Consider the following 24,803-nt stretch of genomic DNA (forward strand, 5'->3'; position numbering starts at 1 on the left):
CCAGCCAGGGGGGACAACGCGGTCGCACTCCCCTCAGACATCACGCGCTGACACTCCCGCGCCAGTGCGCAAGCGGGTTCAGGGCTTCACGGCCACATCGGCTGGCAGGGCGCCTGTTTCGACATAGCGCCACAACAGGATCAGCAGCTTACGGGCGAGCGCCACAATTGCAATGCGTCTGACCCGCCCGGTGGCCGACCCCACACGGCTGCGGAACCAGACCGCGAGTGCACTGTCAGGCTGGTTGCGCAACCACAGCCAGGCGAGTTCGATCAGCGCCTTGCGGGCGCGGGCGTTGCCCGCCTTGGTAATCCCTTGCTCGCGCGAGCGGCGGCCGCTCGCAAACGGGCTGGGGGTCAGTCCCGCATAGGCAGCCACGTGGCGCCGGCTGGCAAAGCATCGGTAGAACACCTCCTTGGCGAGGACAGTTGCAATCTCAGAGCCGATCCCCCTCAGATGCAGCAAGGTCCCAAGCTTGGACGAGGACGCGGCTCGTGCCGCCGCCGCGTCGGCATCGCGCCTCGTCTCGACCTCGGCCAGGTGCCGCAGGACCAGTTCGAGCCAGTCGAGCTGACGCGCGATCTCCGCCGACAGCCGCGGCGGCAGCGGCCGGCCATCCCCCGTGATCAGCTGCGCCAGGCGCGAGCGGCGATCCGGCCGCAGCGGCTCGTAGTCGTCGATCCCTTGCGTCGCGCACAGCCCCTTGATCTGGTTGACCAGGCGAATGCGCTCCTGCAGCAGCGTGGCCCGCTCGCGGCTCGGACGACGCGCATCCTCCTCGTCCGGGGACGGTGGGCGGACCATGGAGCAGACCTTCGGCTCGCCGCGGGACCAGGCCATCAGCGCCCGCAGCAGAGCCTGGGCATCCAGGCGGTCCGTCTTGGCCCGCCGGGCCCGGCGGTCGACCTGCAGCGAACTCGGGTCCATGACATGGCTGCTGACGCCGTGCGCCTCGAGAAGGCGGTGCAGCCAGAACCCGTCGCGGCCGGCCTCGTAGCAGCACGATACATGTGGGCTCACGCCGGTGCGTCGTTCCACGCGGGTCCGGATGCGGGCAAGCAGGTCGAGCACCGCCTGTCCATCACCGGCGGGAAGCCGATGCAGCTCGATCTTCGCGGCATCGGGGGCATGCAGCGCCACCAGCCAGGAGCGGCGGCTGAGTTCAAGGGCGAGATAGATCGTGTGGGTGCTGTCCGAGACTGAAGCGTCGGCTGAGGGAGAGGAGAACATGAGCGGCCTCCAGGGTGAGGTGAGGTGACCGCCTTACTTCACCAGTTCGGCGGTCGCTGGCCCATGAGATCTTTTTCTGCGGCAGGTGAGCCGCGCGCGCGACATAGACATAGCGCGGCCGCTTCCAACGATAGCCGGCTTCGTGCAGCCGCCGCCGCAGCGTCTGGCGGCTGACCGCGAGGCCCTTCGCGGCCAGGTCGTGGGCCAGCAGCGGCACCGTCCAGCTCGTAGCCTGGTAGCCGCAGCGGCGCGGGTCGCGCGCCAGGGCCGCCGCCAGCCGCTGCGGCGTGAGCCTCGGCTGACGGCGGGGACGTCCGCTGCGCGGCCGGTCGATCAGGGCCGTGGCCTCATGCTCGGCTCGGTACTGGACGAGCCAGCGGTGCACGCTGGAGCGGTTGACCCGGCAGCGGCGGGCCGCCTCGGCGACGGGATGGCCCTCGGCCACCAGCAGCAGCGCCTCGAGGCGGCGATACACCCGGGCCTCACGGGCACCAGAAAGCGCGGCAGTAAGCCGCTTGCGATCCGCCTCGTCGAGCCACGTTTCGGGAGAGTGATCATGGTGTTGCATGCTCTCCAGGGAACACCCGCAGTGCTTGCGTTGCAAGTCTTATGAAGACCTACTTAGAGGCTGGTGAGCAATTATCTTTCTTTTCGCGTGAGGCGACGCAGCAGGATGCGGCTCATGGCGAGATAGAGCAGCATCTCGCCGGTCTCGACGAGCCGCTCATAGTCCTTGGCCAGCCGCCGGTTGGTGGTCAGCCAACCGATGGTCCGTTCCACCACCCATCGGCGTGCGAGCACCTGAAAGCCGCTCGGGCGCGGCGGCGGCTCCGCGTCAGCCCGCATCCAGACGCCGCCGCTCCACCAGTGCTGCGGAATGGACAGCTTCCATCCGAGCGCTCTGGACAACCAGTCCTTTAATCCGCGATAAGCGGTGTCGGCCCACATCAGCTCGATGGCGGGGAAGAGATGGTGCAGCCCCTCCAACAGGAGCTCGGCCCCGGCGCGATCGTGGATGTCGGCGGGATGCACGCTGTTCTTCAGCAGATTGCCTTGCGTATCAACGAGAAGATGACGCTTGCGACCCTTGATCTTTTTGCCGCCATCATAGCCGCGTGGTCCGCCCATCTCAGAGGTCTTGACCGATTGGCTGTCGATGATCGCGGCGGTCGGCTGCGGTGCGCGGCCGCTCTGACAGCGATAGCTCTCGCGCAGAACCTGGGTCACGTGTTCCCACGTGCCGTCGTCACGCCACTGGGCATAGTGATAGAAAACGGCACAGCGCGGAGGATACTCGTGTGGCAGCAGCCGCCACTGCGCTCCGGTGCGTAACAGATAGAAGATGGCATCGACGACGCGTCGGAGCGGATAAGTCTGCCGTCGCCCGGCCGGATGGCTGCGGGAGACAAGGGGCGCAAGCAGGGCCCATTCGGCATCAGTGAGATCGCAGGCGTAGGAACTGGCATCCATGGCGGGGCTCCCAGACCGTCAAACAGCCCACATCCGCCGCAGCAGTCAGCACCAAATCTATTCTGAATCAATGATTTACATTGAGCAATAAAATTGCTCACCAGCCTCTTAGACGATCCACAGGCGCCTCCGGTGATCGTTGTAACGCCGCCGAAGCATAGCCGCGATATTCCAAGCGCTTCAGTGCATCGACCAATCGCTCTGACCGCGGCTGCCACCCGGCGGCGCTAACAAACCTGTGATAGCTTGCGCCGGACGAACTACGGCAGTTAAGCTTATTGGCTCGGCAGATCCCCGGCCTTAGCTGAGCCCGCCCCAGTGTGTTGCGGTTTCGTTAAATGTCGTGACAGCGTGTCGACTGTCAGATCACTCTGACATGGACTATGCGGGGTGCATCCATCGCGTGGATGTGTCCGATCAGAACTATGGATTTCTCCAGCCAACTCCTCGACGTTAACCCTTCCATTCATCGAATCATCGGCGCGGGACACGCTGGGCTGATGAACACCGGGGAGTGGCACGCAGGGGAAACGATGCGCGGAGAAATGACAGTCAGAGCAGGTGGCATTCTGGGTCGGCAGACCGGCAGTTTCGATCCGCCACGGGTCGTCACAAGCTTCTATCCGCGACTGTTGCCATTGCTGAAATGCTCCTGCGAATACCTCTCCGAAAGAACGGCCAAGACTACTGACACGAGTTGCTTAACTTCTGCTGCTGTCCAGGATTCATAGCTGACGGTGACGTGCCCAATTTACAACTCTATCTCGACTGTGAGACGAAATGCGAACGCTGCTCGTTGATCACCATACGAACTTTGCACGCACGGTGCGCGGTGCGCTGGCGGAAAGCGGCTTTGCCGTTGATATAGCTTGTACCCTGGAAGAGGCTTCGAGCATATTTCATTGCGCCAGCTACGAGATTCTCCTCCTAGAATTGGCTTTGCCGGATGGCAATGGCTTGGACTGGTTGAGGCAACTAAGGAGCGGGGGGCATTCGGTTCCCGCCGTAATTATGAGTTGCCTCGACGATTGCGAGAAGCGGATTGCCTCTTTCAACGGTGGGGCGGACGATTTTTTGCTCAAGCCGGTCTCTCCTGTTGAGCTCATCGCCAGGATGAGAGCCATTCAGCGCCGGGCAAGACAGATGGCCGCCCCCATCCTTGTATTTGGCAACCTCAACTTCGACCCCATCAGCAGAGAGGTTTCCGTGGCAGGCGATCCGCTGACCATAGCACGCCGCGAGCTATGTATTCTTGAACATTTGCTTAGTCGCGCCGGCCGCGTCGTGCCGCGCGACCAGTTGGAAGATCACCTTTATCCGTTCAACGACGAGGTTTCTACCAACGCACTTGAAGTTGGAATTTATCGCTTACGTGGACATCTGAATAGGTCAGGTGCGACGCCACGAATAAAGACCGTGCGTGGAATTGGCTACATTCTTCAATTGCCTGACGCGGCATCCGTATGATTGTTGACTGTGAAGGAAGACTGTCTTGAGAATGTTTACAACTCGCGATCCCAGCATCATTCAGCGGCCGCCCCTCGTCGACGGCTCGAGTGTTACGGATTGCTTCTGTTTGGGCCCTCTCCTCTGCACCCTACTGCTGCTTTTTCCACTTTCGGCCGCGGCTCAAAGTAACAGGGATGAAGGGAAGCAGCGTGCAGCTTCCAATGGCATCAATGCCACGCTGAAGCTTACCTCGTCGCTCGGCAAGACAGTTCATCTGCCCGCGCCAGCTGCCACAATCTTTGTTGCCGACCCGACGGTTGCGGATTATCAGGCACCTTCAAACAAAACCATCTTCGTCTTTGGCAAGAAATCCGGGCGGACCACCCTGTTCGCCTTGAACGACAATGGTGAGGCCCTCGCCGCGTTGCAGATCGTCGTCACAGAGCCGATTGAGGATCTGCGGGCGATGTTGAGGGATCAGGTCGGCGACTATCCGATCCGCGTCAAGTATACTCCACGCGGCGCAATCCTTAGCGGCACGGCGCCCGACGCAGAAACTGTCCACACGGCGAAAGAGATCACCGAGCAATTTCTCGGAGACGGTGCTCAGGTCGTCAATAACATCAAAGTCGCTGGGTCCTTGCAGGTGAATCTGAGTGTGCGCGTAGCGGAAGTGTCTCGTGGGGCGATGAACGAACTCGGTATTAACCTGTCCGCCCTCGGTCAAATCGGCGGTTTCAAGGTGGGTTTGGTGAGCGGCGGCGGCAAACGTGCCGGCTCTGGCGCGGGGAAAGGTGGCGGTACAGCAGAAATCGGATACAACGATGGTAACGTCAACATCAGCGCGGTTCTTGACGCGCTCGCCAAAGAGAACATTGCTTCTATCTTGGCTGAGCCGAACCTCACGGCGATTTCAGGCGAAACCGCTCGCTTCCTCGTCGGCGGCGAGTTTCCCATTCCTGTGCTGCAAGAAAATGGGCAAGTCTCAATTGAATTTCGGCACTTCGGAGTCAGCCTGGAATTCTTACCTACCGTCCTCGGCAACAACCAAATCAATATTCGCGTAAAACCGGAAGTCAGTGACCTCACGTCACAAGGCGCCGTTCAAATCAACGGCATTTCAGTGCCAGCGATTTCAACCCGCCGCGCCGATACGGTCGTCGAACTCGCCAGTGGGCAGAGCTTTGCAATTGGTGGGCTCATCAGGCGTACCGCCAGCAATAACATCAGTGCTGTTCCCGGGCTCGGCCAGATGCCGATCCTTGGCACCCTGTTCCGTTCTTCCTCATTTCAAAAGGAGGAATCAGAACTGGTTATTCTGGTTACGCCGTACATCGTAAGACCAGGGTCGAGCCCCGACCAGATGAGCGCGCCGACGGATCGGATGGCGTCGCGTTTGGATGGTGGGGGGGCCAGATCGAATGTGCCCAGTCGGCCGCGAGGCCGCGCGACTGTCCGCACAGGCGCCGAGAGCGGCATCGGCTATATTATCAAATAGCTGTGGTCAATGATGTTGCGGATCAAAGTTTACTTGGTCGGTCTAACGGCAGGCCTAAGTTGCTGCGCAAGCCCGCCGTTCCATGTGGAGCCGTCGGCACCCATCCTTATCCGAGAGGAGACCTCCGTTCTGACTTTAGAGGGCGTTCGCGCTTCGGAACGGCAGCGGTTGCGAGTCTTTCTTGAGAGGGCCAGCCGCGGTCGGCCTGATGCGCTTCATCTGCTTATCAGCGGGTCGCCCCGGCTTAGCGCAGAGGCGGTCCATCAGGCGAAACAGATCGGGATCGACGCTTACAATATTCAGTTGTTGAACCAACACGACGGCCGCGTAGCGCGAATAGAGGCGATCGTCTATCTTGCCCACCCTCCTGTCTGCCCGTCATTTTCCAGTCCGTTACCTGAGGACGAATCCGTCGATCAGACGCTTGGCTGTTCGACGCGCCATAACCTCGCCGTAATGGTGAACGATCCGCGCGATCTGTTCGGCAACATGGCTGTCAAGCCAAGCGACGGTGATCGTGCGGCCATACCAATTGCAAAATACAGGGAGTTTACAACAGACAAAAGTGGTGAATGATGCCATTGGAGTGCACCCTCGGCGCCGGCTTCATCTTGCTCGCACTGCCTAACGCAGACGCACTCACTCGTTGCCCATAAGCTTTTGAGAAATGTAGCTGTATTCAAGCGCGTAGCGGCGGGCACCGTCCCACAATTTGGCGGCACCGGCGTGACCCCCCTCCAACTTTTCGAAATAGTAGAAGGGCAGGTCCATTTCTTCGAATAGAGCGACCATCTTGCGCGCATGCACCGGGCCGAGGACGTCATCGTTGGTCGAATCTTCGAAGAAAGGTTCCGGATAGGTCACGCCCGCCCTGACGTTATGATAAGGCGATATCGAGCGCACGAAGCCGCCTTCGACCGGATCGTCGGGATTGCCATATTGCGGTGCTGACCGCTGCGGAATGTTATGTCCTCGATGGTATGGCGAGAAGAGGCTGATCTCCACCATCGGGAGATCTCCGGTTCGAAGTCTTGCTCTGAGATCCCTCCGATCCTTCCAGCCGTCGGGCCGCCGTTGCCACAGCTCCTCATATGTGGAGCCGGCGGCGGCTTCGTTCAATCCTCTCGCAAGGACCCGGCTTCCGGCAAAACCCCACCTCATCATGCGACTTCCGGGAATGCAAATCAAAGCCTCGCCAGCCGGTTGTGCAGCGCCTGCCGACCGGCGACGAGGTTGTCAAGGTGCGGCCACAAGGGTGGCTCGTCTCCTGCGAGCGCCGAAGCCGGCAATCAACCATGAGGGCGTCACATCGCCTTCTCGCACGATCTGGGTCCATCGCTCGGGATGAATGCGGGACCGTCGCTAGCCGCAATACCGTTGACTTAGGTCTGGACGGCTTCGTCGGTACCCTCATGGATTGCCTTTCTAGAGTGTCGGCGGGTGTTGCGCAGGCGGGCGACCCAAGCGTTAAAGGAGCGCAGCGCGAGACCCTGGCTCTGGCAGTAGGCGGGTCGTGACAGCCCGCTCATCTGCCAGGAGCGGATGTGGGCGCGCCAGACGGTCTCCGGCTTGGGTCCCGGAGCAGGCGTCGCGGCGGCTTTGGGCCCGGCCGCAAGAGGCACGGCTGCGGGCAAGAGCACGGGGTCAGGCGGTGGCGCGACAATCCGGATGTGGTCGGCTGCGATGATCCGGCCTGGGACGGCCGGGGCGGCGCGGGCCTTGGTCGGAAAGCCGCTCATCTTGCGCTTGACCACGCGCGGGTTGTGCCGCCCCCGGCTCTGTTCGGCCGGCAGCGCGATCAGCTCGATCAGCACGCACTCACCCATGCGCTGGCGTTGCCGAGGGGGAAAACGCGGCGTGGAATGGCAGGTGGCGCCGCACGATCCGCACCGCATGCACAAAGGAGAGGCGGTCCGGATCGCAGCCGGCCCGCTGACTGGCCTCGTGCATCAGCCGCCGCAGCGCGAAATGCACGAGCAGCAGGCCATAGAGCTCCTGCTCGACGAGATCGGCCCGGCGCGAGCGCAGCATCAGGCGCTCCCCCGGCAACGTCACCTTCAGTTCGGCAAACGTCCTCTCGCTTTCCCAGCGCTCGTGGTAGAGCGCCGCCAATTCCGGCGCCGGCGCGGCGACCGTGTCGAGCAGCGTGGTGACCAGCCGTGGACTTGTTTCGGGAAAGATACTGCTGGCGAATGCCTCATGCTGGGATGGGAGCCATCATGAGCTTGGTGAATGCGGACTGCCGGGTTCGTGCGAGCGGCGTGTCCGCGAACCAAGCCCCGAGCCGAATGAGGTTCATGGCGGCGGCCGTCAGCACGTGTTGCAGATGCGTTTTGGCCAACCCAATGTAGCGGGAGCGCCGCAGGTGTAGGACCCGGACCCCGGCCGAGATCGTTCCCTCGATGCCGGCGCGCTTCTGGTACTCTTTGGCGAAGGCAGGCTGCGCCTCACGCTCGCGAGCCGCTGCAAGGGTCTCGTGCTCCTCTTGTGGGCGCAGCGTCAGAAGCCGCCGCTCGCTTCGGGTACACTGTGCCTTCACCGGACAGGGACGACAGTGGGTTGTCGAGAAGCGCACCTTGAAGGCTGTTCGTCCCTGCCAGTAATCGGGACGCCAGCTCCGGCTCTCGTGCCCGGCCGGACAGATCGCGACTTGCCGATCCCAATCGAAGATGAAGTCCTGCAAGGTGAAGCCATCACCGGATTGGGTCTGCCACTGATAATTCTGGGGAGCCGGCCCCAGGAGCGTGACGCGATAGGTCCGGCGACTGGCGACGAGTTGATCGGCCGCGACGTAACCAGCATCGACAAGATGGGTGTCGGGCAGCAGACCTTTGGCTTCGAGCGCCGCATGGATGTCTTCGAGAGCGTCGCGATCCACGACCGGTGCCGGCGTAGTCTCCACATGCGTGATCAGGTGCGGGCCGCCCTCGTCACAAGCCTCGGTCAGATGAACCTTGTAGCCAATCCAGGTCGTCGTCCCCTTATTGGCATAGTGGACCTCTGGATCGTAGGGCGATCCGGCCATCAGCAGGGAGGGTGGAAATCCCTCATGCTCAGTCCGCCACCGCACCCGGGGAGTGGTCTCAGAGCATAGGCCATCCTCAGGTTCTCCGGTCTGAGCCGGGGCGGTGAGACAGAAATTCTGCACCCAGACCTGCCGCAGCAGCTCAACGGCCAGGATCTCGCGCAACCATGCTGGTGCGTCAGGGGCTGTGATCGCCGCGAGCAACCGATGGCCATCGTGCCCGATCTGTTCAGCGTAGGCGCGCCGCTTCGCCTCGCCTTGCGGGACGTCATAGTCGTCAGCCCGCCTGCCATACCGCTCGATCCAGGCGGGATTGGCATGAGCGCGCAACCATGCGGGAGCCGCGGAGGCCAAGGCATTGAGGGCCGCCCGCATGGTCTCGGTCGCGCAGGCGAGACGGTTCAGGGAACGGACGGCTCCGAGCACATGCGTGGAGTCGGTGCGCTGGCGGCCTCGGGCGCCCAGCAGCTTGTGCTCCCGGCACAGAACCAGAAGCGTATCGAGGAGCTGCTCTTCCAAGCCTCCCGCCACCACACGACCGCGGAACTCGCTCAGAACAGAGGCATCGAAGCCAGGGTCGGTGAGTTCCAGGCCCAGCAGATACTTCCAATCAATGCGGCTGCGGACCGCATCAGCCGCCCGCCGATCAGAGAGGTTCTCAGCGAACTGCAGCAAGCTCACCAGCGCCAACCGCCACGGGCATTCGGCTGGCTGCCCGCAAGGGGCGAAGAGCGGCGCGAACTGGGCGTCGGAGAAGATCGTCCCGAGGCGGTCGCGCAAGTGCAGATAGGCATTGCCCTGGGGGAAGGCTGCACGGGCCACGGTTGCGGTCGAAGTCGGAACGTCAGCACTCACGGTCGGGCGGAGCGACATGGAACCCTCCAGATCTGGACCCAAGCCCCTACAGCCTGAACGCTGAGCTCACTTTAACCGCTCCACCGAATAACGAATTCGCCAGCAGTATCTTTCCCGAAACAAGTCCAACCAGCCGCTTGAGCTCGCGCCAAAGCTGATCCATCGGGCTCAGTTCCGGCGCCTGCCGGGGCAACCACACGAACCGGATGCGCAGCCGGTCGGCCAGGGCTTGGGTTTGCGGGGCGGTGTGGGCACTCGCCCGATCGCTCAGCAGCCAGAGCCAGCCGGCGCGGCGATACCGACGCCGCAACGCGCGCAGGAACGCCTGCGCGTTGGCCTGACCGGCGCGATGGCGTATCAGCACCATGCGGCGAGCACTTCCCAGATCGATGGCCCCAAACAGCACCCGCTTGGCATTGCGGCCGGTGATCGGCACCACCGCCTGGGTGCCCTTGAGCGCCCAGGTCGCGCGCAGCGGCGGAAACAGCCGCAGCAACGTCCAGTCGAGGCACAGCAGCCGATCACCCCTGTGCCAGCCCGCCTTCAGACGTCGGATGATGCCCCTTTTTTCTGCGCCAGATGAGCCGCGCGCTCGACATAGACGTAGCGGGGCCGCTTCCAGCGATAACCGGCTTCGTGCAGTCGGCGCCGCAGCGTCCGCGGGCTGACGGCGATGCCCTTGGCAGCCAGGTCGTGCGCCAGGAGCGGCACGGTCCAGCCTGTGGCCTGATAGCCGCAGCGGCGGGGATCGCGTGCCAGGGCTGCCGCCAACCGCCGCGGCGTGAGAGTGTGATAGAGACGAGGGCGTCCGCTGCGCGGCCGGTCGCGGAGGGCCGCGGCCTCGTGCTCGGCCTGGTACTGCGTCAGCCAGCGGTGCACGCTGGAGCGGTTGACGCGGCAGCGGCGGGCCGCCTCAGCCATAGAATGCCCCTCGGCCACCAGCAGCAGCGCCTCGAGGCGGCGATCCACACGGGCCTCACGGGCACCAGCAAGCGCGGCAGCCAGCCGCTTGCGATCCGCCTCGTCGAGCCCCGTCCCGGGAGAGCGATCATGTCGTTGCATGCTCCCAAGGAAACACCCGCAGCTCTCGCGTTGCAAGTCTTATGGCGACCTACTTAGCGGGCTTATGTACGCTGTGTCTCGGGGGCGGCCGCTTTGGGTGCGACATGATCCCAGCAATCGATTTGCCTCGGTGCTCAACGTCGTGTCGGGGTCATTAGGAATCGGCGCCGAGAGCACCCTGCAGGCCCCGCATCGTAGCGGTAACAATCCTCACCTAAGAATTTCCACGCGTTGGACCGCGCACTCGAGGCGGATAACGCGAGCGTTCCGCCAACTCTCAAATCGGCTGCCAGCGCCGATCACTGCGGGGAGACCGAGTTCGCGTGCTCTAATTGACATATGTGAGTTCTCCCCACCGAATTTCGTGACGATGCCTTTGATCCCGCGCGTGAATACCCAATCGAAGCCCGGATCCGCGTTCTCGATAAACAGGATGCCATCCTTCAAGGAGATGTCATCCACACCTGTGACGAGGCCTTCGACTGTGTTTCCGGTGATGAAGCTGGGACGCGATTCGAAGACATGAAAGCCGAAGATGTCTTTTGGGGAACACAGAACGTCCGGCAGGCGTAGATGCCTAGTCGTTTCCCAGGCCCTCCGATTTCGTCTGGCCACGGCGCGCAAGAAGGACGAAAGGTCCTTGCGCATTTCCACAGCGAGGGCAATCTCTGGTAACGTGAGGAAGGATAACTCCTCTCGGTTAAGGCCGAGGTCGGCCCCGATCAGCGCAAGCTGCTCTAAGGCGTCAGAAACAAGCCAGCTGAATGCATGTTTGACGCGTTCGCGGGCCTGAATCGCATTCATTGCGAACGCTTCGAATTCCGGCCAACCGAAGGCGTAGCCAGTCTGATCGAACTCCAGACAAACGCGGGAGATCTGAGCAGGTGACAGAACTGGAGCAGCCGCCGGCGTCTCTGTCGGGTTTCCCCTGACAGAGCGATTCACCCAGTCGAAATATTGACCGCGTGGGTCGTCGTATCGCGGAACAGTGATCTCATATGTGCCGGGGCGAATATGTCCATGCAGCTTGAGGAATGCTGCAGGCTCGAGTACGGCAAAATCGTGAACCAGTTGGGCGCCAACAGCATCGGAGGCACACACAATGGCGTCAAGAAATCCTTGAGGAACCAATTGTTCAGCCTCCAATGACTTCAGAATGTCTGTCGCGACGAAGGCTGCCCTCGCCACCTCCGCGAACAGCACAGTACCGTGCACACGAGCCTTCTCGATCAACGACAATACGTCGAGTAACCCGCGGCCCGCATTCTGCTTTACCTGCCCTGCGGCGGACTCTAACCTTTCGATCCCCTCCGCAGCGCGGTCAAAAAGGGCGCCTCCGCTGACAATTCGGTTTGTGAGGATTCCGAGAGCGTCGAGATACGAGGCCCATTCATCGTCTGAAAGGCTAGAAAACTGCTGACGCCACTGACCGTCCCTCATTCGGGGCTTGAGGCAGGTCGGCACGACACGAAATTCGATCTTGTCATGGAGTTCTGGTTCTTGATTCAGTTTTCGTTGTGCATCGGCGATGACCTTTTGGGCAACGGGTTCTGGCACCGTGGCAGGAATAAAAGATGCCACGCTCGCGGATACGCTAACATATGGAGTCCCGCCGATCATATGCACAAGGGGAATCGATCGGAGGTCTCGGTATCCGAACTTCTCCCGAGCGGTCGCCCAGGCGGTGTCACTCAGTAAGTGCCGGTAGAGCGAAGCGGCAAGCGACCTTGGCTTCGTGCCAATCAACTCGGCCGGATTTAAATCCGGCATAACTCCAAGGGTGTGTCCGACGAGGCCTTGGCCGTCGTTAAACCTGTTGACGTCCTCGATCGAAGCTTTGACGCGATTAAGCGATCGCAGAAGGCCATCAATTCGATCGCCCCAGGTTCCATCCTTTATCCCTCGCGTAGTGATTGGCCGCACCTGAAAGACGACAACCGTAGCCTCATTTGTGATCGCGAACTCGATATCGACCTCTTTGACACCGACAATATTGACCACTTCGTCGATCGCCGGCAGCAAACCGCGGAGCGGCTTCGGAACATCGTGCCCTGGCACAAAGATGTACGTGCGTGTCCCGTTTCCCCCGGAAGTAACAACCGTGGTGTCACCGCTCTCATCGTAGCTGACAATGCAATAGGGTAGGCCCGAGTCTGGGTCGCAGGTCATGACCACGCCACTTAGCGCAACATCTTGAGCCATCGGCTGAATGAACACCTCGTCCGCGGGCGTCGGATCACCGTAAGAGGAGAATACGTCGTCTATAGCCTGGCTCAGCTGTTCGTCCGTGTGTAGACCCAAAACTGAAAGGTACTTCCCGGCTTGCGATTGTTCCGAGCCATCCTCCGAAGCTGCGCTTGACCGAACGATCAGCGGTTCAGACGCCCCAATAGCCATTCTTATTCTTTTGGTCGATCCAGTGCCTTCTCGGCGCCACTGTTCATACGTCAAACAATAGCCTGGCAAGACCCTAAAATGTGAAGCAGCAGCACGAAGAGCCAATAACGTCTTTGCTTTTGTAGAACGAACGGCTTCTGCCATAATGTTCATTGGTCGATTTTCTCCATTCAAGGCAATGCTCTCGGTTTTATTGGGGCTTTCCGTCGGAACCGAATGAATTGCTGACTATGAAAAATTGACCGCACAGAGATCGGCCCTTCGTTTCGAGCTGTCCCATTACGGCTGCAGCCAGACTGAGCTGGCCGACATCATCTTGAAGGGACGCCAAGCGTTCCAGCCACCTAGTTCGTGTAGCAGCCAGCTCCGCCTTTGGTACGTTCGGCGATCAACGCATGTCCGAACTCAACCAAGCCCGCGAAGACGGAATCCTGTGGATCGTCCAGCGGTAACTTGGCGCTGGGCAGTGCTTTCCCAGTTGAACTTGACGCTCGCCTGCACGAACACGCCGTAGCGCTAAGCCCTCCAATCGTGGACCTGCGGACTACTAGCACGCGGTGTCTCCTCGAATTGTGCGGTGCCCGTCGATGCCAGGCGCCAGTAGCGGCCGCTGACGATGGTGAACAAATCCGTGACCTTCTTCTGCATCGGGAGGTCCCGCTGTAGTATGGCCTGATCCCTGGCAGACAGCAATGTGCGAACATTATGCATTCCTTGCGCGACGCGTTGCGGACACCTAGAGCAACGTGCAACATGCGTGCCAAAAGGAAAAACTCATTTAAATACGAGGCAATCGATCGGCCGCATTTCCGACATTTGTCGCGCCTCAGACAATGCCAGGGGTTTTGTCGCATTCTTGGTAAGACGGTTGAGCCATGTGAAGAAAATCAATTGGAATCGACTGCTGCGTTCCCTCGGGCATGGCTCTTGCTTTTCCAGGTGTGCCATTACACACTAACGGAGCCGTTTGATGTCTACAGGTAACAATCTCACTTGGGCTAAAACGATAGTCCCATCCCTTATAGATAAGGTCCGAGGTCTCCATAATGGAATGTAAGACTGTCCCCTCAATTGATGAAGCTAAGGGGCAGGCCGAGGGCCTGGTGATTACAAAGCTCTCATCAAACGAGAACCCGTTTGGTCCTTCGCCCAAGGCGGTTGCCGCCGCACAATCGGCAGGCCGCTCGGCGAGCCGATATCCGGAACGCACGGACAGCAAGCTTTGCGATACTCTGGCAGCCTTCCACGGCCGGGGCCTCGCAACAGCCCATTTTTTCTCGGCAAACGGTGGTGTTGAGGTCCTGTCGCTCGTCGAGGATGCGCTTATCCACCCCGGCCAGCGGGCAATCATTTGCCCGCCGTGCTTTGGAGGATACTCGCAATCGCTGTCCAACAAGCGATGTGAGATAGACAAGGTCCCACTTGTCGGATCCGGCTTCAACCTCGACGTGGATGCGATCTTGTGCGCGGTCACCGAGGAAACCCGGTTGGTATATCTGTCCAATCCGAACAACCCGACTGGAACGTGGTTTGGCGGAAATCCGTTGAAGGAAATTCTCGACGGACTGCCTGAACACGTCACGGTGATCTACGACGAAGTATACTATCAATTCGCTACTGAAGAGGGCCTTCCTGACGCCATCCGTCACGTCGTCGATGGTCGGAACATCGTGATCGTTCACAGCTTCTCCAAGGCTTATGGTCTGGCGGGCATGCGCCTCGGTTATGGCATTGCGCCCCAGCGGACAGCACAGAAGGTGCAAAAGCTGAAGCGCAGTTTCCACCTGAGCAACCCAGGTATGGAAGCGGCTATGGCTGCTCTGGAAGATACCAGTCACTTGCAGCGTACCGTCGAAAACAACCATGTCGAACGGCGTCGCCTCTTGGAAAGGCTGTCCGAGTTGAGTCTGGAGGTGACACCGAGCCAGGCTAACTTCGTTATGGTCCGCTGTCCCGAAGGCTACGACGCTGAGGAACTGACAACGGTGTTGGCCAAGCGTGGCGTGATGGTGCGACCTGCATTCTATCTGCCGCACCATATCCGGGTCACAGTCGGTACACCGGACGACAATACGCGCCTACTCACGTCGCTCGCACAATTCTGTAGGGTTGAGGGATGATGAGAACTATGACGGGCGGTGAGGCAGCTGTTCTTTCGCTGCACAATCTCGGAATAAATACAATATTCGGCCTGCCTGGCGTGCAGAACGATTGGCTCTATAACGCATTGTACGATCATCGCAACAAGTTTCGCGTCATCCACGCACGACACGAGCAGGGCGCGGCCTACATGGGCCTCGGCCACGCGCTGGCGAGCGATTTGCCAACAGTCTTCAACGTCGTTCCGGGGCCCGGCCTTCTCAACGCCACGGCAGCGATGTCGACGGCATACGCGCTTAACGCGAAGCTGATGTGCTTGACTGGACAGATCAACTCGACCGCCATCGGCAAGGATTGGGGCGAATTGCACGAGATCAATGATCAGCTTTCGATCCTACGTTCGCTGACTAAATGGGCGGACAGAGCGGACACCCCGTCGGAGATCCCTGTCTTGATTGGCGAAGCCTTTCGCCAGATGCTCTCCGGGCGGCCGCGGCCAGTTGGACTTGAAATTCCGATGGACGTGCTTGCGGGCAAGGCCCCGGCGAATCCGCAATTCAACATGCCTCCCTGCTATGAACCGCCTCTCGACGAAGATGCGATCGAAGAGGCGGCCAAGCTGCTTGGCGGCTCAGTTTCCCCGCTGATCTTTGTCGGGAGCGGTGCGCAAGGCGCGAGTGCTCTTGTTCGTCAGTTGGCCGAGACCTTGCAGGCGCCCGTCGTCGCATACCGCACTGGCATGGGCGTCGTGGATGCCCGAAGCTATCTCTCGCTTCACCAGCCGGCCGCCAAGGAGCTTTGGAAAAGGACTGATGTGGTGCTGGCAATCGGCAGCAATATGCGGGTTCCCGCGAGGAAATGGATTCAGACCTACAGGCCCGACATCATCCGCATCGACGTCGACCCGACCAGCCACCGCAAGTTCTTCACACCGGAATGTGAAATCACGGCGCGCGCAGAGCAGGCCTTGCCGCTTTTGCTGAGAAGGCTCGAAAACCACAACACAGTCCGCCCGTCGCGGGAGGCTGAATTGTTGGAGGTTAAAGCCGACTGGGCAAGACGTTCCGCAGTTCTGGAGCCGCAGCTCAGCTATCTCAAGGTCATCCGCGATGAAATTGGCGAACATGGCATCTTTGTCGACGAGTTAACCCAGGTCGGCTTTGCCAGCCGTATCGTTTATCCGGTATATAACCCTCGCACCTACATATCGACCGGTTACCAGGGAACGCTCGGCTATGGCTTTCCGACGGCGCTTGGGGTGAAGGTGGCAAAGCCGGACGTTCCTGTGGTCTCTGTCACCGGCGACGGCGGATTCATGTTTTCCGTGCAGGAACTCGCCACCGCCATTCAACACAAGATTCCGTTGATCGTCCTGCTTTTCAATAACAACCGCTTCGGCAATGTCCAGCAGATGCAGATCAACCATTACGGTGGGAGGGTCATAGCTACCGATCTGCGGAACCCCGATTTCTGCCGCATGTCGGAAAGCTTCGGCGCGCAGGCGATCCGAACTGTATCGCCTGAAGAAGTACGGTTCGCACTGCGCCGGGCGATTGCGACGACGAAGGTGCCGACCGTCATTGAAGTCACCGTCGGCGATATGCCGAGTGTTGACCAGTTCCGTTGAGGTGAGCTGCATCAGCGACGGTTACATTATACCGACCGAAGATCCGATTGGCACCAGTTTCCGGAAGGCAGTTTCTTCCTGTAGTCCAAGGCCACAGGGTTCATGCGGGATAGAGGCGCTGCAGTTTGGTGCGGGCCTGTGCGGTCGTGAAGCGCCAATGGGCTGTCACTCTCATTGTATTGCGTCCAGCCTCCCAGGTTTTGTCGCAAGTTGTGGCTGAGAACAGATCTTGCGCTGGCCCCTATACCCGGGTCGAATTTTCGGGTTGCGTCCGATGCTTTGACAATCAGCAAATGGAGGGTTGCTTGACTGCTCATTACCAGCCCGACCGGTTCGCTTGTAAATCCTGCGGGGCGGCGTCCATTACGCTCCCGGACGTCATCCACGATGGTGCGGAACTGTTCTGCGCTGGATGCAGTCTGTCGCTCGGAACGTGGAGCCACTTCAAGGAACGCATCCGCCAGGTGGTTCTCAGCGAGATCGAGAGTGGTCGGGCCTCTCCCGAGCGAGCCAGCAGCGATATTCCGATCGATCGTATAAATTCGCCTCTTCGTTGACTTCGGCATGACAAGCCGCTTGAGCGGGCGACTACGGAAGGTTTACCTTATTCGGTCAGGATGATCTCACCGGGCGTGGCGCGAAACACCTCGATCTGGTGCGGGGGCTCTACTCCTCCGCTGAGCGCCCTGGTTGAGGCTCAAGACAGCGCCTCGACTGGGGCGTTTCTATTTTCAAAACTGACAGACTTGCATCATAGGATAGGGCTGCGTATTTCGCGGGATGCGTTGCCCCATCACCAGTTCGACGGTCGCCCAGGCCTGGGCCGAGGAGCGGGCGCGGCTGACCCGGGTGCCCGAGACATTGCCGGAGCCGTTCGATCTGGTGGCCACCCGCCAAGTCGGTCGCGACGGGCTGGTGTCGTTCGAGGGGCGCCAATACGTAAGCGCGCAAATCTCCGCACCTTTTCATTGATGAAGCCGTGATGCAGTCTGTGTCCGCAATGGAGACTGTGGACGCAATGACATTGAATAGCGCGGAAGTACCGGGGCAGCTGAGGGTCGTCAGGGTTCTTCGCAACGGGAAGCGGTGGTTCGATCCGGTTGAGAAGGAGCGCTTGATCGATGCATGCCTTGAGCCGGGGGTATCGGTGGCAGGGCTCGCGCTGGCGCACGGGATCAACGCCAATCAGTTGCGCAAGTGGGTCAAGCTGCGCCAGGACCGGAAGGCGAGCGAGAAAGCGTTGCTGGCTATGGGTCGCTGCGCGCCGTCGGCCTTCGTGCCGGTGGTTGAGACCGCGCCGATGGCGCGGCGGCCGGCCCCGCCAGCTCGGCCGCCAGCGGCACGGGTCCGCGTGACAGCGTCGCTGCCGAACGGTGTGCGGCTTGAGCTTGACGATGCGGATGCGCAGGTTCTGTCGGCGATGATCGAAGCGCTGGGGCGGTGCAGTGTTCCGGCTGGCTGATGATCTGCGCGTCTATCTGCACCGGGATGGTCTTGCTTCGGAACAATGGAGAGCACTTCTTATAATCCAGGAGGTGCTCCATGCCCCACACACGCTTTACGAGAGAGTTTCGGGATGAGGCGGTGCGGCTCGCTCTGACCAGCGGCCGCAGCCGACGGGCGATTGCTGAGGATCTCGGCGTCGGCCTGTCGACCCTGCGCAGCTGGCTCGACCGTCGCCGTGAGCACGAGATCGACGCTCCGCCCGAGGAGCGGCAGGAGGACATGGCGACCGAGCTGAAGCGGCTGCGGCGCGAGAACGAGATCCTGCGTCAGGAGCGGGAGATCCTCAAACGGGCCACCGCTTTTTTCGCCAAGGAGGGAAGTCGATGAAGCTCCGGTTCATCGATGCGGCGAAAGAGAGCTTCCCCGTCACCCGTCTGTGCCAGGTCCTCGGTGTCAGCCAGAGTGGCTACTTTGCCTGGAGATCGCGTCCAGCCAGCCCGCGCCAGCGGGAGGATCTGGTGCTGTTGGCCCACATCCGCTCGGCCTTCACCCGCTCGCATGAGACCTACGGCAGTCCACGCATGACCCGCGAGCTGCAGGATGAAGGACTGCAAGTCGGTCGCCGTCGGACCGCCCGGCTGATGCGGGAGAATGGCCTCAAGGTGCGGCAGAAGCGGCGCTTCAAACGCACCACTGACAGCCACCACGCCTTTCCGATCGCACCCAACCTGCTCGAGCAGGATTTCTCAGCCACTCGTCCGAACCAGAAATGGAACGCCGATATCTCATACGTGTGGACGAACGAGGGCTGGCTGTATCTGGCCGTGGTCCTCGATCTGTTTGCTCGCCGGGTGGTTGGTTGGGCGGTGAGTGACCGGCTGCACAAGGAACTCGCGCTCGAGGCGCTGCGCAAGGCTCTGGCGATCCGAAGACCCGGCGAGGGGCTGACCCACCACGCGGACAGTAAGTATGCTTAGGCCAGTGTTCCTGGGCGGCCTGACCCTCACGGCGATAGACCGGCTAACATCACTGGTATCGCAAGGCGCCGGTGTGGCCTGACCCACACGCTGATCGACCACAACCCGTGTCTTTCCTCGGACCTGTCGGCCGCCCGGGAGCCTTGCGGTGAGGTTTGCCTCACCGGTGCATGTGACCCAAGAAGGGCCTGACATCCTGTCGCATTACTGTCCTGTCCAGGCATGCGGTCGTGGTGAACCGTCGATCCACGGTCGAACCAGGAGAGCCGGTATGGAAGTTGGTCAGGACGTTGTCTTACATCCCGTTGTCGGCGGGGTCGACACGCACAAAGATCTTCACGTCGCCGCTGTTGTCGACGAACACGACCGTGTTCTCGGGACCCAGTGCTTTGCGACAACCCGACAGGGATATCGGCAGATGCTCGCCTGGATGCGCTCCTTCGGACAGCTCCGGTGCGTTGGCATTGAGGCCTCAGGCACCTATGGCGCCGGGTTGCTGCGCTCCATGCAGAATGCCGGTGTCGAAGTTCTGGAGGTCACGGCTCCGGATAAACCGGACCGGCGCAAGCGGGGCAAGAACGATGATCTCGACGCTCAGAACGCCGCGCATGCCGCCTTTGCCGGCAAGCGCACCGTCACGCCCAGAAGCCGGGATGGCATGATCGAATCCTTGCGCGTTCTCAAGGCGTGTCGAAAGACAGCAGTGGTGGCGCGGCGCATCGCGTTGCAGATGATCCAGAACACCATCGTCTGCGCGCCGGACGGGTTGCGGGAGGCGCTGCGCCAGATGACCCGCATGCAGCTGGTCAGGACCTTGGCGGCATGGCGGCCTGACCTGACTGACTACCGCAATGTGGATTCCGCCTATAGGATCAGCCTCAAGTCGCTCGGCCGCCGCTATGTCGAACTGCACGATGAGATTGCCGACTTGGACGTTATGATCGGTGCCATTGTCGATGAACTTGCCCCCAACCTCGTGGCCCGGAACTCGATTGGTCACGCAGGGGCGGCCCAGTTGCTCCTGACAGCGGGGGACAATCCGGAGCGCTTGCATTCCGAGGCCGGCTTTGCCGCACTCTGCGGTGTCAGCCCGGTCCCAGCCTCGTCCGGCAAGACGACGCGCCACCGTCTCAACCGGGGTGGTGATCGAGCCGCCAACAGTGCTCTGCACATCATTGCGATCGGGAGGCTTCGGACCGATCCGCGAACCAAGGCCTACATGGCTAAACGCGTCGCTGAAGGCCACTCCAAGCTTGAGGCGATCCGGTGCCTGAAGCGCTACATCGCGCGCGAGGTGTTCACCCTAATCAGCCAGCGGCAAAAGGAGATCAACCAGGCTCGGATCACCGCTTGACAAACAGAAGGGCGTCCGTGGCAGCCAGTATTGTTCGATCGCGTACCAGGCCGAGCTGAGGAAGCACGGCATCCGGATCTCGATGTCCGGGACAGGGAACTGTTACGATAATTCGGTGGTCGAGACCTTCTTCAAGACCTTGAAGTCCGAGTTGGTCTGGCGCACCGTCTTCCAGACGAGAGTTAAGGCCAAGGCGGCAATTGGTCGTTACATCGATGGCTTCTACAATCCCGTCCGGCGTCATTCGACACTGGACTATGTCAGCCCGGTTCAGTTTGAAAGGCTGGCCAGATCGCTACAAAACCGCTCTCCACTAAACTGAAGCAAGACCACCAGGTGGAAGGCCCAAACATTATCTACAGGGTCGCTTGCGCGCCCTTACGGCCCACACAGAGAGAGGTCCTTCCACCCGGCACCGGACGCTCAAAGAACGGCCGGTATTCTGCCCCGCCTTTGATCACCGCGTGCACCACACGGGCCATTTTGGCGGTCAAAGTGAGGATACCGACGAAGCCGTCCACTTCGTCCAATCTGAAGCCGTCCAGGCATTCCGATTTCAAGCCGTCCATGGGTCCGAGGTGAAGTCGTCCACCTGAGCGCCGCTCTTCGGGTCAGTGATGGATGGTGGTTGAGGTGGTGACGCTGGTCAAGCGTCGGCTGGCGTGTGGCGGGTCTTGCGCAGGCTCTCGCCGGTCAGATTAATCCGGTAGGCGTTGTGCACGACCCGATCGAGGATGGCGTCCGCCAGCGTCGGAACGCTGCCGATCATCGCGTACCAGTTCTCGACCGGCACCTGGCTCGTGATCAGCAGCGAACCGGCATCGTAGCGGTCCTCGACGATTTCCAGCAGATCGCGCTGCTGCTCGCCGGTGAGCGCCTCAGGACCCCAGTCGTCGAGGATCAGCAGCTTGGCCCGGGCAAGACTGCGTAACAGGCGAGAGTAGCGGCCATCGCTGCGGGCGAGATCGAGCGCCGCAAACAGCCGTGGCACACGATGGTAGAGCACCGACAGGTCCTCCCGGCGGGCCCGGTGTCCCAGGGCGCAGGCGAGCCAGCTCTTCCCGACCCCGCACGGGCCGGTGATCAACAGATTGCGCCGCTCGCGGATCCAGTCGCAGGTGGCCAGCTTGAGAAACAGCGCCCGGTCGAGGCCGCGTGCGGCCCGGAAGTCAACATCCTCGACGCTGGCGGGATGGCGCAGTTTGGCCGTTTTGGCCCGGGTCTCGCAGCGCTTCTGCTGCCGCGTCGTCACTTCATGATCGAGGATCAGGCCGAGCCATTCGGCATGGCCGAGCGCGTCAGCCTCGGGAGTGGCGCTGAGCGCCTTGAAGCCTTTGGCCATGCCGTGCAGGCCCAGCGCGTGAAGCTGGTCGAGGGTGGGATGGATCAACATGGTCGGTCTCCTGTCAGTGGAAATACCCCGGTCCGCGGACATTGGGGTGGGTGAGAACGGGCGTATCGGCGGCGGGAGCGCGCTCGCGGTAGGTGTCGAGAAGCGACACGATGCTCTTGTAGGTCAGCGCCTGGATCGCCAGGGCTTTGGCCGCGACCGCCTCGACACGCTCCTGCGGGATGCCGCGCATGTGCTGCAAAACCCCGATGCAGGTGCGAAAGCCCTGCTCGGGATGGCGGCGGGCGGACAGAATGGCGGCAATCAGCCCCTCGGTGTTGGGGCCGATCGACGCCGCCCAGGAGCGGAAGCGCTCGGGCGACCAGGCGGCATAGCGGCGATGCGAGCTCGGCATGTGCTCGGCCTGCGTGCCATGCGCCCGTCCCGCATAACGCCGCGCGTGGGCCGCGACGCGTCCGCCTTTGTGGAAGGCCTCGATCGTGCGCTGGGTGACGCGCACCTCGACCTGCTGGCCGATGAGGCCAAATGGCACCGAGTAGAAGAAGCCCTCGACCTCGATGTGGTAGTCGAGCCCGACCCGGGCGAACTGCCACTGCGCGAAGACGTAGTCCTCGGCCGGCAGGGGTGCGAGGGCCGGCTTCTCGATCGTCTCGAACAACTGGCGCCGGCTGACGCCGAGCCGGCGCATGGGTACGCTGTTCATCCGCTCGACGGCCTCGGCGATCGCGGCATTGGCCTCCTGGAGCGAGAAGAAGGTGCGGTGGCGCAGGCGACCGAGAATGTAGGATTGGGCGAAGCGCACCCCGGCCTCGACTTTGGCTTTGTCCTTCGGCCGGCGCGGTCGGGCTGGCAAAATGCCGACCGCGTAATGGGCCGCCATCTTGCCGTAGCTGCGGTTGATCTCGGGATCGTAGAACGAGGCCTTGTGGACGCCGCTCTTCAGGTTGTCCGGCACGACGAGCTTGGTCACGCCACCCTGGAACCGGAACATGCGCACATGCGCCTCGATCCAATCCGGCAGGGTCTGGGTCCAGGTGGCTTCGGCATAGGTCAGGTTGGAGGCGCCGAGCACCGCGACGAAGATCTCGGCCTGGCGGATCTCGCCGGTGAGTGGATCGACGATCGGCAGCTTCTTGCCCGAGTAATCCACGAACACCTTGTCGCCGGCGACGTGATGCTGACGCATGGTCGGCGTCAGGCGGCGCTCGAAGGAGCGGACCAGGTCGCAGAAACGCGAATAGCCGTAGCCGTCCGGATGGTCTGCCCGGTACTCCTCATGCAGGATGGCGATGCTGACGCCGGGCCGCTTGAGTTCCTGGACCAGGTGAGCCCAATCCGGCTCCGGCCGGCGGCGCGTTCCGACCCGGGTGCCCGCCCGGGCGAACAGCTTCTCCTCCAGGGCCGCGTCGGTCAGGTCCTCCGGCAGGGGCCAGGCCAGCCCGGCCGCCTTGGCCCGCTGGATGGCATCGCGCACGGTCGAGCGCGCCGCACCGACAATCCGGCCGATCTCGCGATCGCTGGTTTGGCTGGCGTGGAGCCGCAGCACTTGCCGCATCTGTCGCATGGTCATCTCTCTGTTTGCTGGCATCGCGTCCTCTCTGGTGGAGAGGTCGCAATGCCCCAATCGGATGACCCGGTGCAGCAGGGTTCTTCAGACCGATCCCTGGACGGGATCAAATCGGAAGGAGGGACGGCTTCAAGTCGGAAGGGTGGACGGGATCAAATCGGAACCGGGGACGACTTCAAGTCGGTACACATGGACGGATTGCGTCGGTATCCGCAGTCAAAGCGGTCACGGCCTTGCGGCGCAGATCAGCATCGTGACGATCGCGCTCGGTGTAGCGGCCAAGTTTATCCCGAAAGCTGTTGTCGCGCTGGCGGGCTGCGACCTGAGCGGCCATCCACAACGCCCGGCGCAAGCGGGCATTGCCGTACTTCGACAGTTTGGTGCGGCCACGGAACGTGCCCGACTTGCAGGTGGCCAGATCAAGACCACAGAACTTCAGGAACTGGCGGTGGTGCCCGAAGCGGCGCAGATCACCGGCTTCCGCCAGGATGGTCAGGGCGTGGATTGGTCCAATTCCCGGGATCGTGCACAGCCGCTGATAGTCAACGTGATCAGCCAGCATTGCATGAGCGAGCTTCTCAATCTGATCCCTCTGTCGGATCAGACTACGGACCTCGGCCAGAACCATGCGGAACATGGCGATGGCCGCAGAGCCTTCTGCTACGGGCAGAGCCGTAGAGGAGCGTGCGGTCTCATAGATATCGTTGAGCAACCGGGCTTTGGAGACCTTGCGGCCGATCACGGGCCATGCCTCCTCCACAAAGCTCTCCCGGTCCAGGGCCATGATGCTGGAGGGCGTGGGAAAGCGCTCGAGCAGGGCCAGGAACCAGTCGGAGCGGCTGTTGCCGGCGAAACGCTCGATCTCGGGAAAGTACAGAGGCAGGTAATGGGTCAGGATCCGGTGCCAGGTCTCGGTCTTGGCCTTGGAGATCGCCTCATGGGTTTTTGACAGCTCTTGCAGGTCGTTGATCCCGGCCGCCAGGGGATCGACATAGCGTTGGGTCGCTCCAATCCGGAGCATGTGCAGGATCACCTGTGCGTCCTTGGGATCGTTCTTGTCCCAACCATTGTGCAGCGCCTCCCGGGTGCGGGCGAGCGCCACGGACGAGACCAGCCGCAACTCGAAGCCGGCTGAGAGCAGGCGGTAGGCCAGCCCGCGGTGGTAATCGCCTGTGGCCTCAAAGCCGATGAGCACTGGGCCGCCGTAAGCCATAATGATCTCGACGAGGCGGTCATACTCCGCCTTTTTGCTCAAGATGGTAAGCCGCCGACGCCGCTGATGGCCGGCAGCCTCGATGAGCACCTCGTGGCGGTGCTTGGCGATGTCGATTGCTACCAGAGTGGCAGGGACAGGTGTACGATTGAGCTCGGTCATGGTCGGTCGGCCTCCAGTGT

20 protein-coding genes and 3 pseudogenes are annotated in these 24,803 nt (G+C 61.5%); 9 read left to right on the forward strand and 14 right to left on the reverse strand.

Features of this window, described 5'->3' with window-relative positions:
• Nucleotides 1-78: 78 nt before the first annotated feature.
• The 3 genes from U0023_RS28175 to U0023_RS28185 form a co-directional block, all read right to left on the reverse strand.
• On the reverse strand, nt 79-1,230 hold the full coding sequence (locus tag U0023_RS28175) for an IS110 family RNA-guided transposase (RefSeq protein WP_322883808.1): 1,152 nt from the start codon (nt 1,228-1,230) through the stop codon (nt 79-81).
• A complete protein-coding gene (locus U0023_RS28180; protein WP_245272843.1) occupies nt 1,163-1,798 on the reverse strand; it encodes a helix-turn-helix domain-containing protein in 636 nt (211 codons plus the stop codon). The genes U0023_RS28175 and U0023_RS28180 overlap by 68 nt, the downstream gene beginning before the upstream one ends.
• Before the next feature lie 71 nt (nt 1,799-1,869).
• A complete protein-coding gene (locus tag U0023_RS28185; protein WP_009491826.1) occupies nt 1,870-2,700 on the reverse strand; it encodes an IS5 family transposase in 831 nt (276 codons plus the stop codon).
• Nucleotides 2,701-3,480: 780 nt separating this feature from the next.
• Between U0023_RS28185 and U0023_RS28190 the strand changes: the two genes are divergently transcribed.
• The 3 genes from U0023_RS28190 to U0023_RS28200 are packed head-to-tail and all read left to right on the forward strand — an operon-like array spanning nt 3,481 to nt 6,223.
• Complete coding sequence (locus tag U0023_RS28190; protein WP_009491827.1) at nt 3,481-4,167, forward strand: winged helix-turn-helix domain-containing protein; 687 nt, start codon at nt 3,481-3,483, stop codon at nt 4,165-4,167.
• Nucleotides 4,168-4,198: 31 nt separating this feature from the next.
• Nucleotides 4,199-5,647 (forward strand): type II and III secretion system protein family protein, encoded by a 1,449-nt coding sequence (locus U0023_RS28195; RefSeq protein WP_009491828.1) that lies wholly within the window; start codon nt 4,199-4,201, stop codon nt 5,645-5,647.
• A 12-nt stretch (nt 5,648-5,659) separates the two neighbouring features.
• On the forward strand, nt 5,660-6,223 hold the full coding sequence (locus U0023_RS28200; protein WP_245272942.1) for a CpaD family pilus assembly lipoprotein: 564 nt from the start codon (nt 5,660-5,662) through the stop codon (nt 6,221-6,223).
• Nucleotides 6,224-6,286: 63 nt separating this feature from the next.
• Here the strand turns inward: U0023_RS28200 and U0023_RS28205 are convergent, their stop codons facing one another.
• From U0023_RS28205 to U0023_RS28235, 7 genes are all read right to left on the reverse strand, one after another.
• Nucleotides 6,287-6,655 (reverse strand): prolyl oligopeptidase family serine peptidase, encoded by a 369-nt coding sequence (locus U0023_RS28205; protein ID WP_009491830.1) that lies wholly within the window; start codon nt 6,653-6,655, stop codon nt 6,287-6,289.
• Between the two features lie 374 nt (nt 6,656-7,029).
• Entirely contained in the window at nt 7,030-7,473 is a 444-nt protein-coding gene (gene tnpA, locus U0023_RS28210) for an IS66 family insertion sequence element accessory protein TnpA (protein ID WP_009491831.1), read from the reverse strand.
• The gene (locus tag U0023_RS28215) at nt 7,466-7,759 is read right to left on the reverse strand and encodes a hypothetical protein (protein WP_052600536.1); all 294 of its coding nucleotides are present in this window, start codon (nt 7,757-7,759) and stop codon (nt 7,466-7,468) included. The genes tnpA (U0023_RS28210) and U0023_RS28215 overlap by 8 nt, the downstream gene beginning before the upstream one ends.
• An 85-nt stretch (nt 7,760-7,844) precedes the next feature.
• Complete coding sequence (locus U0023_RS28220) at nt 7,845-9,545, reverse strand: IS1182 family transposase (protein WP_322883809.1); 1,701 nt, start codon at nt 9,543-9,545, stop codon at nt 7,845-7,847.
• Nucleotides 9,546-9,573: 28 nt separating this feature from the next.
• Entirely contained in the window at nt 9,574-10,023 is a 450-nt protein-coding gene (locus U0023_RS28225; RefSeq protein ID WP_009491834.1) for a transposase, read from the reverse strand.
• Nucleotides 10,024-10,070: 47 nt separating this feature from the next.
• Nucleotides 10,071-10,589 (reverse strand): helix-turn-helix domain-containing protein, encoded by a 519-nt coding sequence (locus tag U0023_RS28230; RefSeq protein ID WP_245272939.1) that lies wholly within the window; start codon nt 10,587-10,589, stop codon nt 10,071-10,073.
• A 210-nt stretch (nt 10,590-10,799) separates the two neighbouring features.
• Nucleotides 10,800-13,139 (reverse strand): PEP/pyruvate-binding domain-containing protein, encoded by a 2,340-nt coding sequence (locus tag U0023_RS28235; RefSeq protein ID WP_040638537.1) that lies wholly within the window; start codon nt 13,137-13,139, stop codon nt 10,800-10,802.
• Nucleotides 13,140-14,089: 950 nt separating this feature from the next.
• On the opposite strand from U0023_RS28235, the gene U0023_RS28240 reads away from it, so the two are divergent.
• The 6 genes and pseudogenes from U0023_RS28240 to U0023_RS28265 form a co-directional block, all read left to right on the forward strand.
• Complete coding sequence (locus U0023_RS28240) at nt 14,090-15,106, forward strand: pyridoxal phosphate-dependent aminotransferase (protein WP_210161007.1); 1,017 nt, start codon at nt 14,090-14,092, stop codon at nt 15,104-15,106.
• Nucleotides 15,107-15,114: 8 nt separating this feature from the next.
• On the forward strand, nt 15,115-16,713 hold the full coding sequence (locus U0023_RS28245) for a thiamine pyrophosphate-dependent enzyme (protein ID WP_154661060.1): 1,599 nt from the start codon (nt 15,115-15,117) through the stop codon (nt 16,711-16,713).
• 1,018 nt (nt 16,714-17,731) lie between these two features.
• Nucleotides 17,732-18,175: an IS66-like element accessory protein TnpA gene (tnpA, locus tag U0023_RS28250; RefSeq protein WP_040638546.1), complete on the forward strand. Its 444-nt coding sequence runs from the start codon at nt 17,732-17,734 to the stop codon at nt 18,173-18,175.
• 80 nt (nt 18,176-18,255) lie between these two features.
• Nucleotides 18,256-19,121 (forward strand): annotated as a pseudogene (locus U0023_RS28255) (IS3 family transposase); the annotation flags it as partial.
• Nucleotides 19,122-19,407: 286 nt separating this feature from the next.
• Nucleotides 19,408-20,490, forward strand: a complete 1,083-nt coding sequence (locus U0023_RS28260; protein WP_009488349.1) for an IS110 family RNA-guided transposase — start codon at nt 19,408-19,410, stop codon at nt 20,488-20,490.
• Nucleotides 20,491-20,506: 16 nt separating this feature from the next.
• Nucleotides 20,507-20,812: pseudogene (locus tag U0023_RS28265) on the forward strand (IS3 family transposase); the annotation flags it as partial.
• Between the two features lie 34 nt (nt 20,813-20,846).
• Here U0023_RS28265 and U0023_RS28270 read toward each other — a convergent pair.
• The 4 genes and pseudogenes from U0023_RS28270 to U0023_RS28285 all read right to left on the reverse strand — a co-directional run.
• Nucleotides 20,847-21,059: a hypothetical protein gene (locus tag U0023_RS28270; RefSeq protein WP_456085531.1), complete on the reverse strand. Its 213-nt coding sequence runs from the start codon at nt 21,057-21,059 to the stop codon at nt 20,847-20,849.
• Nucleotides 21,060-21,136: 77 nt separating this feature from the next.
• A complete protein-coding gene (istB, locus tag U0023_RS28275) occupies nt 21,137-21,883 on the reverse strand; it encodes an IS21-like element helper ATPase IstB (RefSeq protein WP_322883810.1) in 747 nt (248 codons plus the stop codon).
• A 13-nt stretch (nt 21,884-21,896) separates the two neighbouring features.
• Nucleotides 21,897-23,405, reverse strand: coding sequence for an IS21 family transposase (istA, locus tag U0023_RS28280; RefSeq protein WP_195904271.1), 1,509 nt, complete (start codon nt 23,403-23,405; stop codon nt 21,897-21,899).
• A 214-nt stretch (nt 23,406-23,619) separates the two neighbouring features.
• Nucleotides 23,620-24,783: pseudogene (locus tag U0023_RS28285) on the reverse strand (IS110 family RNA-guided transposase); the annotation flags it as partial.
• Nucleotides 24,784-24,803: the final 20 nt, after the last annotated feature.

The sequence above is a fragment of the Microvirga lotononidis genome, from assembly GCF_034627025.1.
GTDB lineage: Bacteria > Pseudomonadota > Alphaproteobacteria > Rhizobiales > Beijerinckiaceae > Microvirga > Microvirga lotononidis.

Excerpts from the sequence above, each read along its gene's own strand:
- U0023_RS28260 (WP_009488349.1), top strand. The coding sequence starts at position 19,408 with ATGGAAGTTGGTCAGGACGTTGTCTTACATCCCGTTGTCGGCGGGGTC.
- U0023_RS28175 (WP_322883808.1), bottom strand. The coding sequence starts at position 1,230 with ATGTTCTCCTCTCCCTCAGCCGACGCTTCAGTCTCGGACAGCACCCAC.
- tnpA (WP_040638546.1), top strand. The coding sequence starts at position 17,732 with ATGACATTGAATAGCGCGGAAGTACCGGGGCAGCTGAGGGTCGTCAGG.
- U0023_RS28230 (WP_245272939.1), bottom strand. The coding sequence starts at position 10,589 with ATGCAACGACATGATCGCTCTCCCGGGACGGGGCTCGACGAGGCGGAT.
- U0023_RS28235 (WP_040638537.1), bottom strand. The coding sequence starts at position 13,139 with ATGAACATTATGGCAGAAGCCGTTCGTTCTACAAAAGCAAAGACGTTA.
- U0023_RS28185 (WP_009491826.1), bottom strand. The coding sequence starts at position 2,700 with ATGGATGCCAGTTCCTACGCCTGCGATCTCACTGATGCCGAATGGGCC.
- U0023_RS28190 (WP_009491827.1), top strand. The coding sequence starts at position 3,481 with ATGCGAACGCTGCTCGTTGATCACCATACGAACTTTGCACGCACGGTG.
- tnpA (WP_009491831.1), bottom strand. The coding sequence starts at position 7,473 with ATGGGTGAGTGCGTGCTGATCGAGCTGATCGCGCTGCCGGCCGAACAG.
- U0023_RS28200 (WP_245272942.1), top strand. The coding sequence starts at position 5,660 with ATGTTGCGGATCAAAGTTTACTTGGTCGGTCTAACGGCAGGCCTAAGT.
- U0023_RS28245 (WP_154661060.1), top strand. The coding sequence starts at position 15,115 with ATGACGGGCGGTGAGGCAGCTGTTCTTTCGCTGCACAATCTCGGAATA.
- istB (WP_322883810.1), bottom strand. The coding sequence starts at position 21,883 with ATGTTGATCCATCCCACCCTCGACCAGCTTCACGCGCTGGGCCTGCAC.
- U0023_RS28270 (WP_456085531.1), bottom strand. The coding sequence starts at position 21,059 with ATGGACGGCTTGAAATCGGAATGCCTGGACGGCTTCAGATTGGACGAA.
- U0023_RS28195 (WP_009491828.1), top strand. The coding sequence starts at position 4,199 with ATGTTTACAACTCGCGATCCCAGCATCATTCAGCGGCCGCCCCTCGTC.
- U0023_RS28220 (WP_322883809.1), bottom strand. The coding sequence starts at position 9,545 with ATGTCGCTCCGCCCGACCGTGAGTGCTGACGTTCCGACTTCGACCGCA.
- istA (WP_195904271.1), bottom strand. The coding sequence starts at position 23,405 with ATGCGACAGATGCGGCAAGTGCTGCGGCTCCACGCCAGCCAAACCAGC.
- U0023_RS28205 (WP_009491830.1), bottom strand. The coding sequence starts at position 6,655 with ATGGTGGAGATCAGCCTCTTCTCGCCATACCATCGAGGACATAACATT.
- U0023_RS28180 (WP_245272843.1), bottom strand. The coding sequence starts at position 1,798 with ATGCAACACCATGATCACTCTCCCGAAACGTGGCTCGACGAGGCGGAT.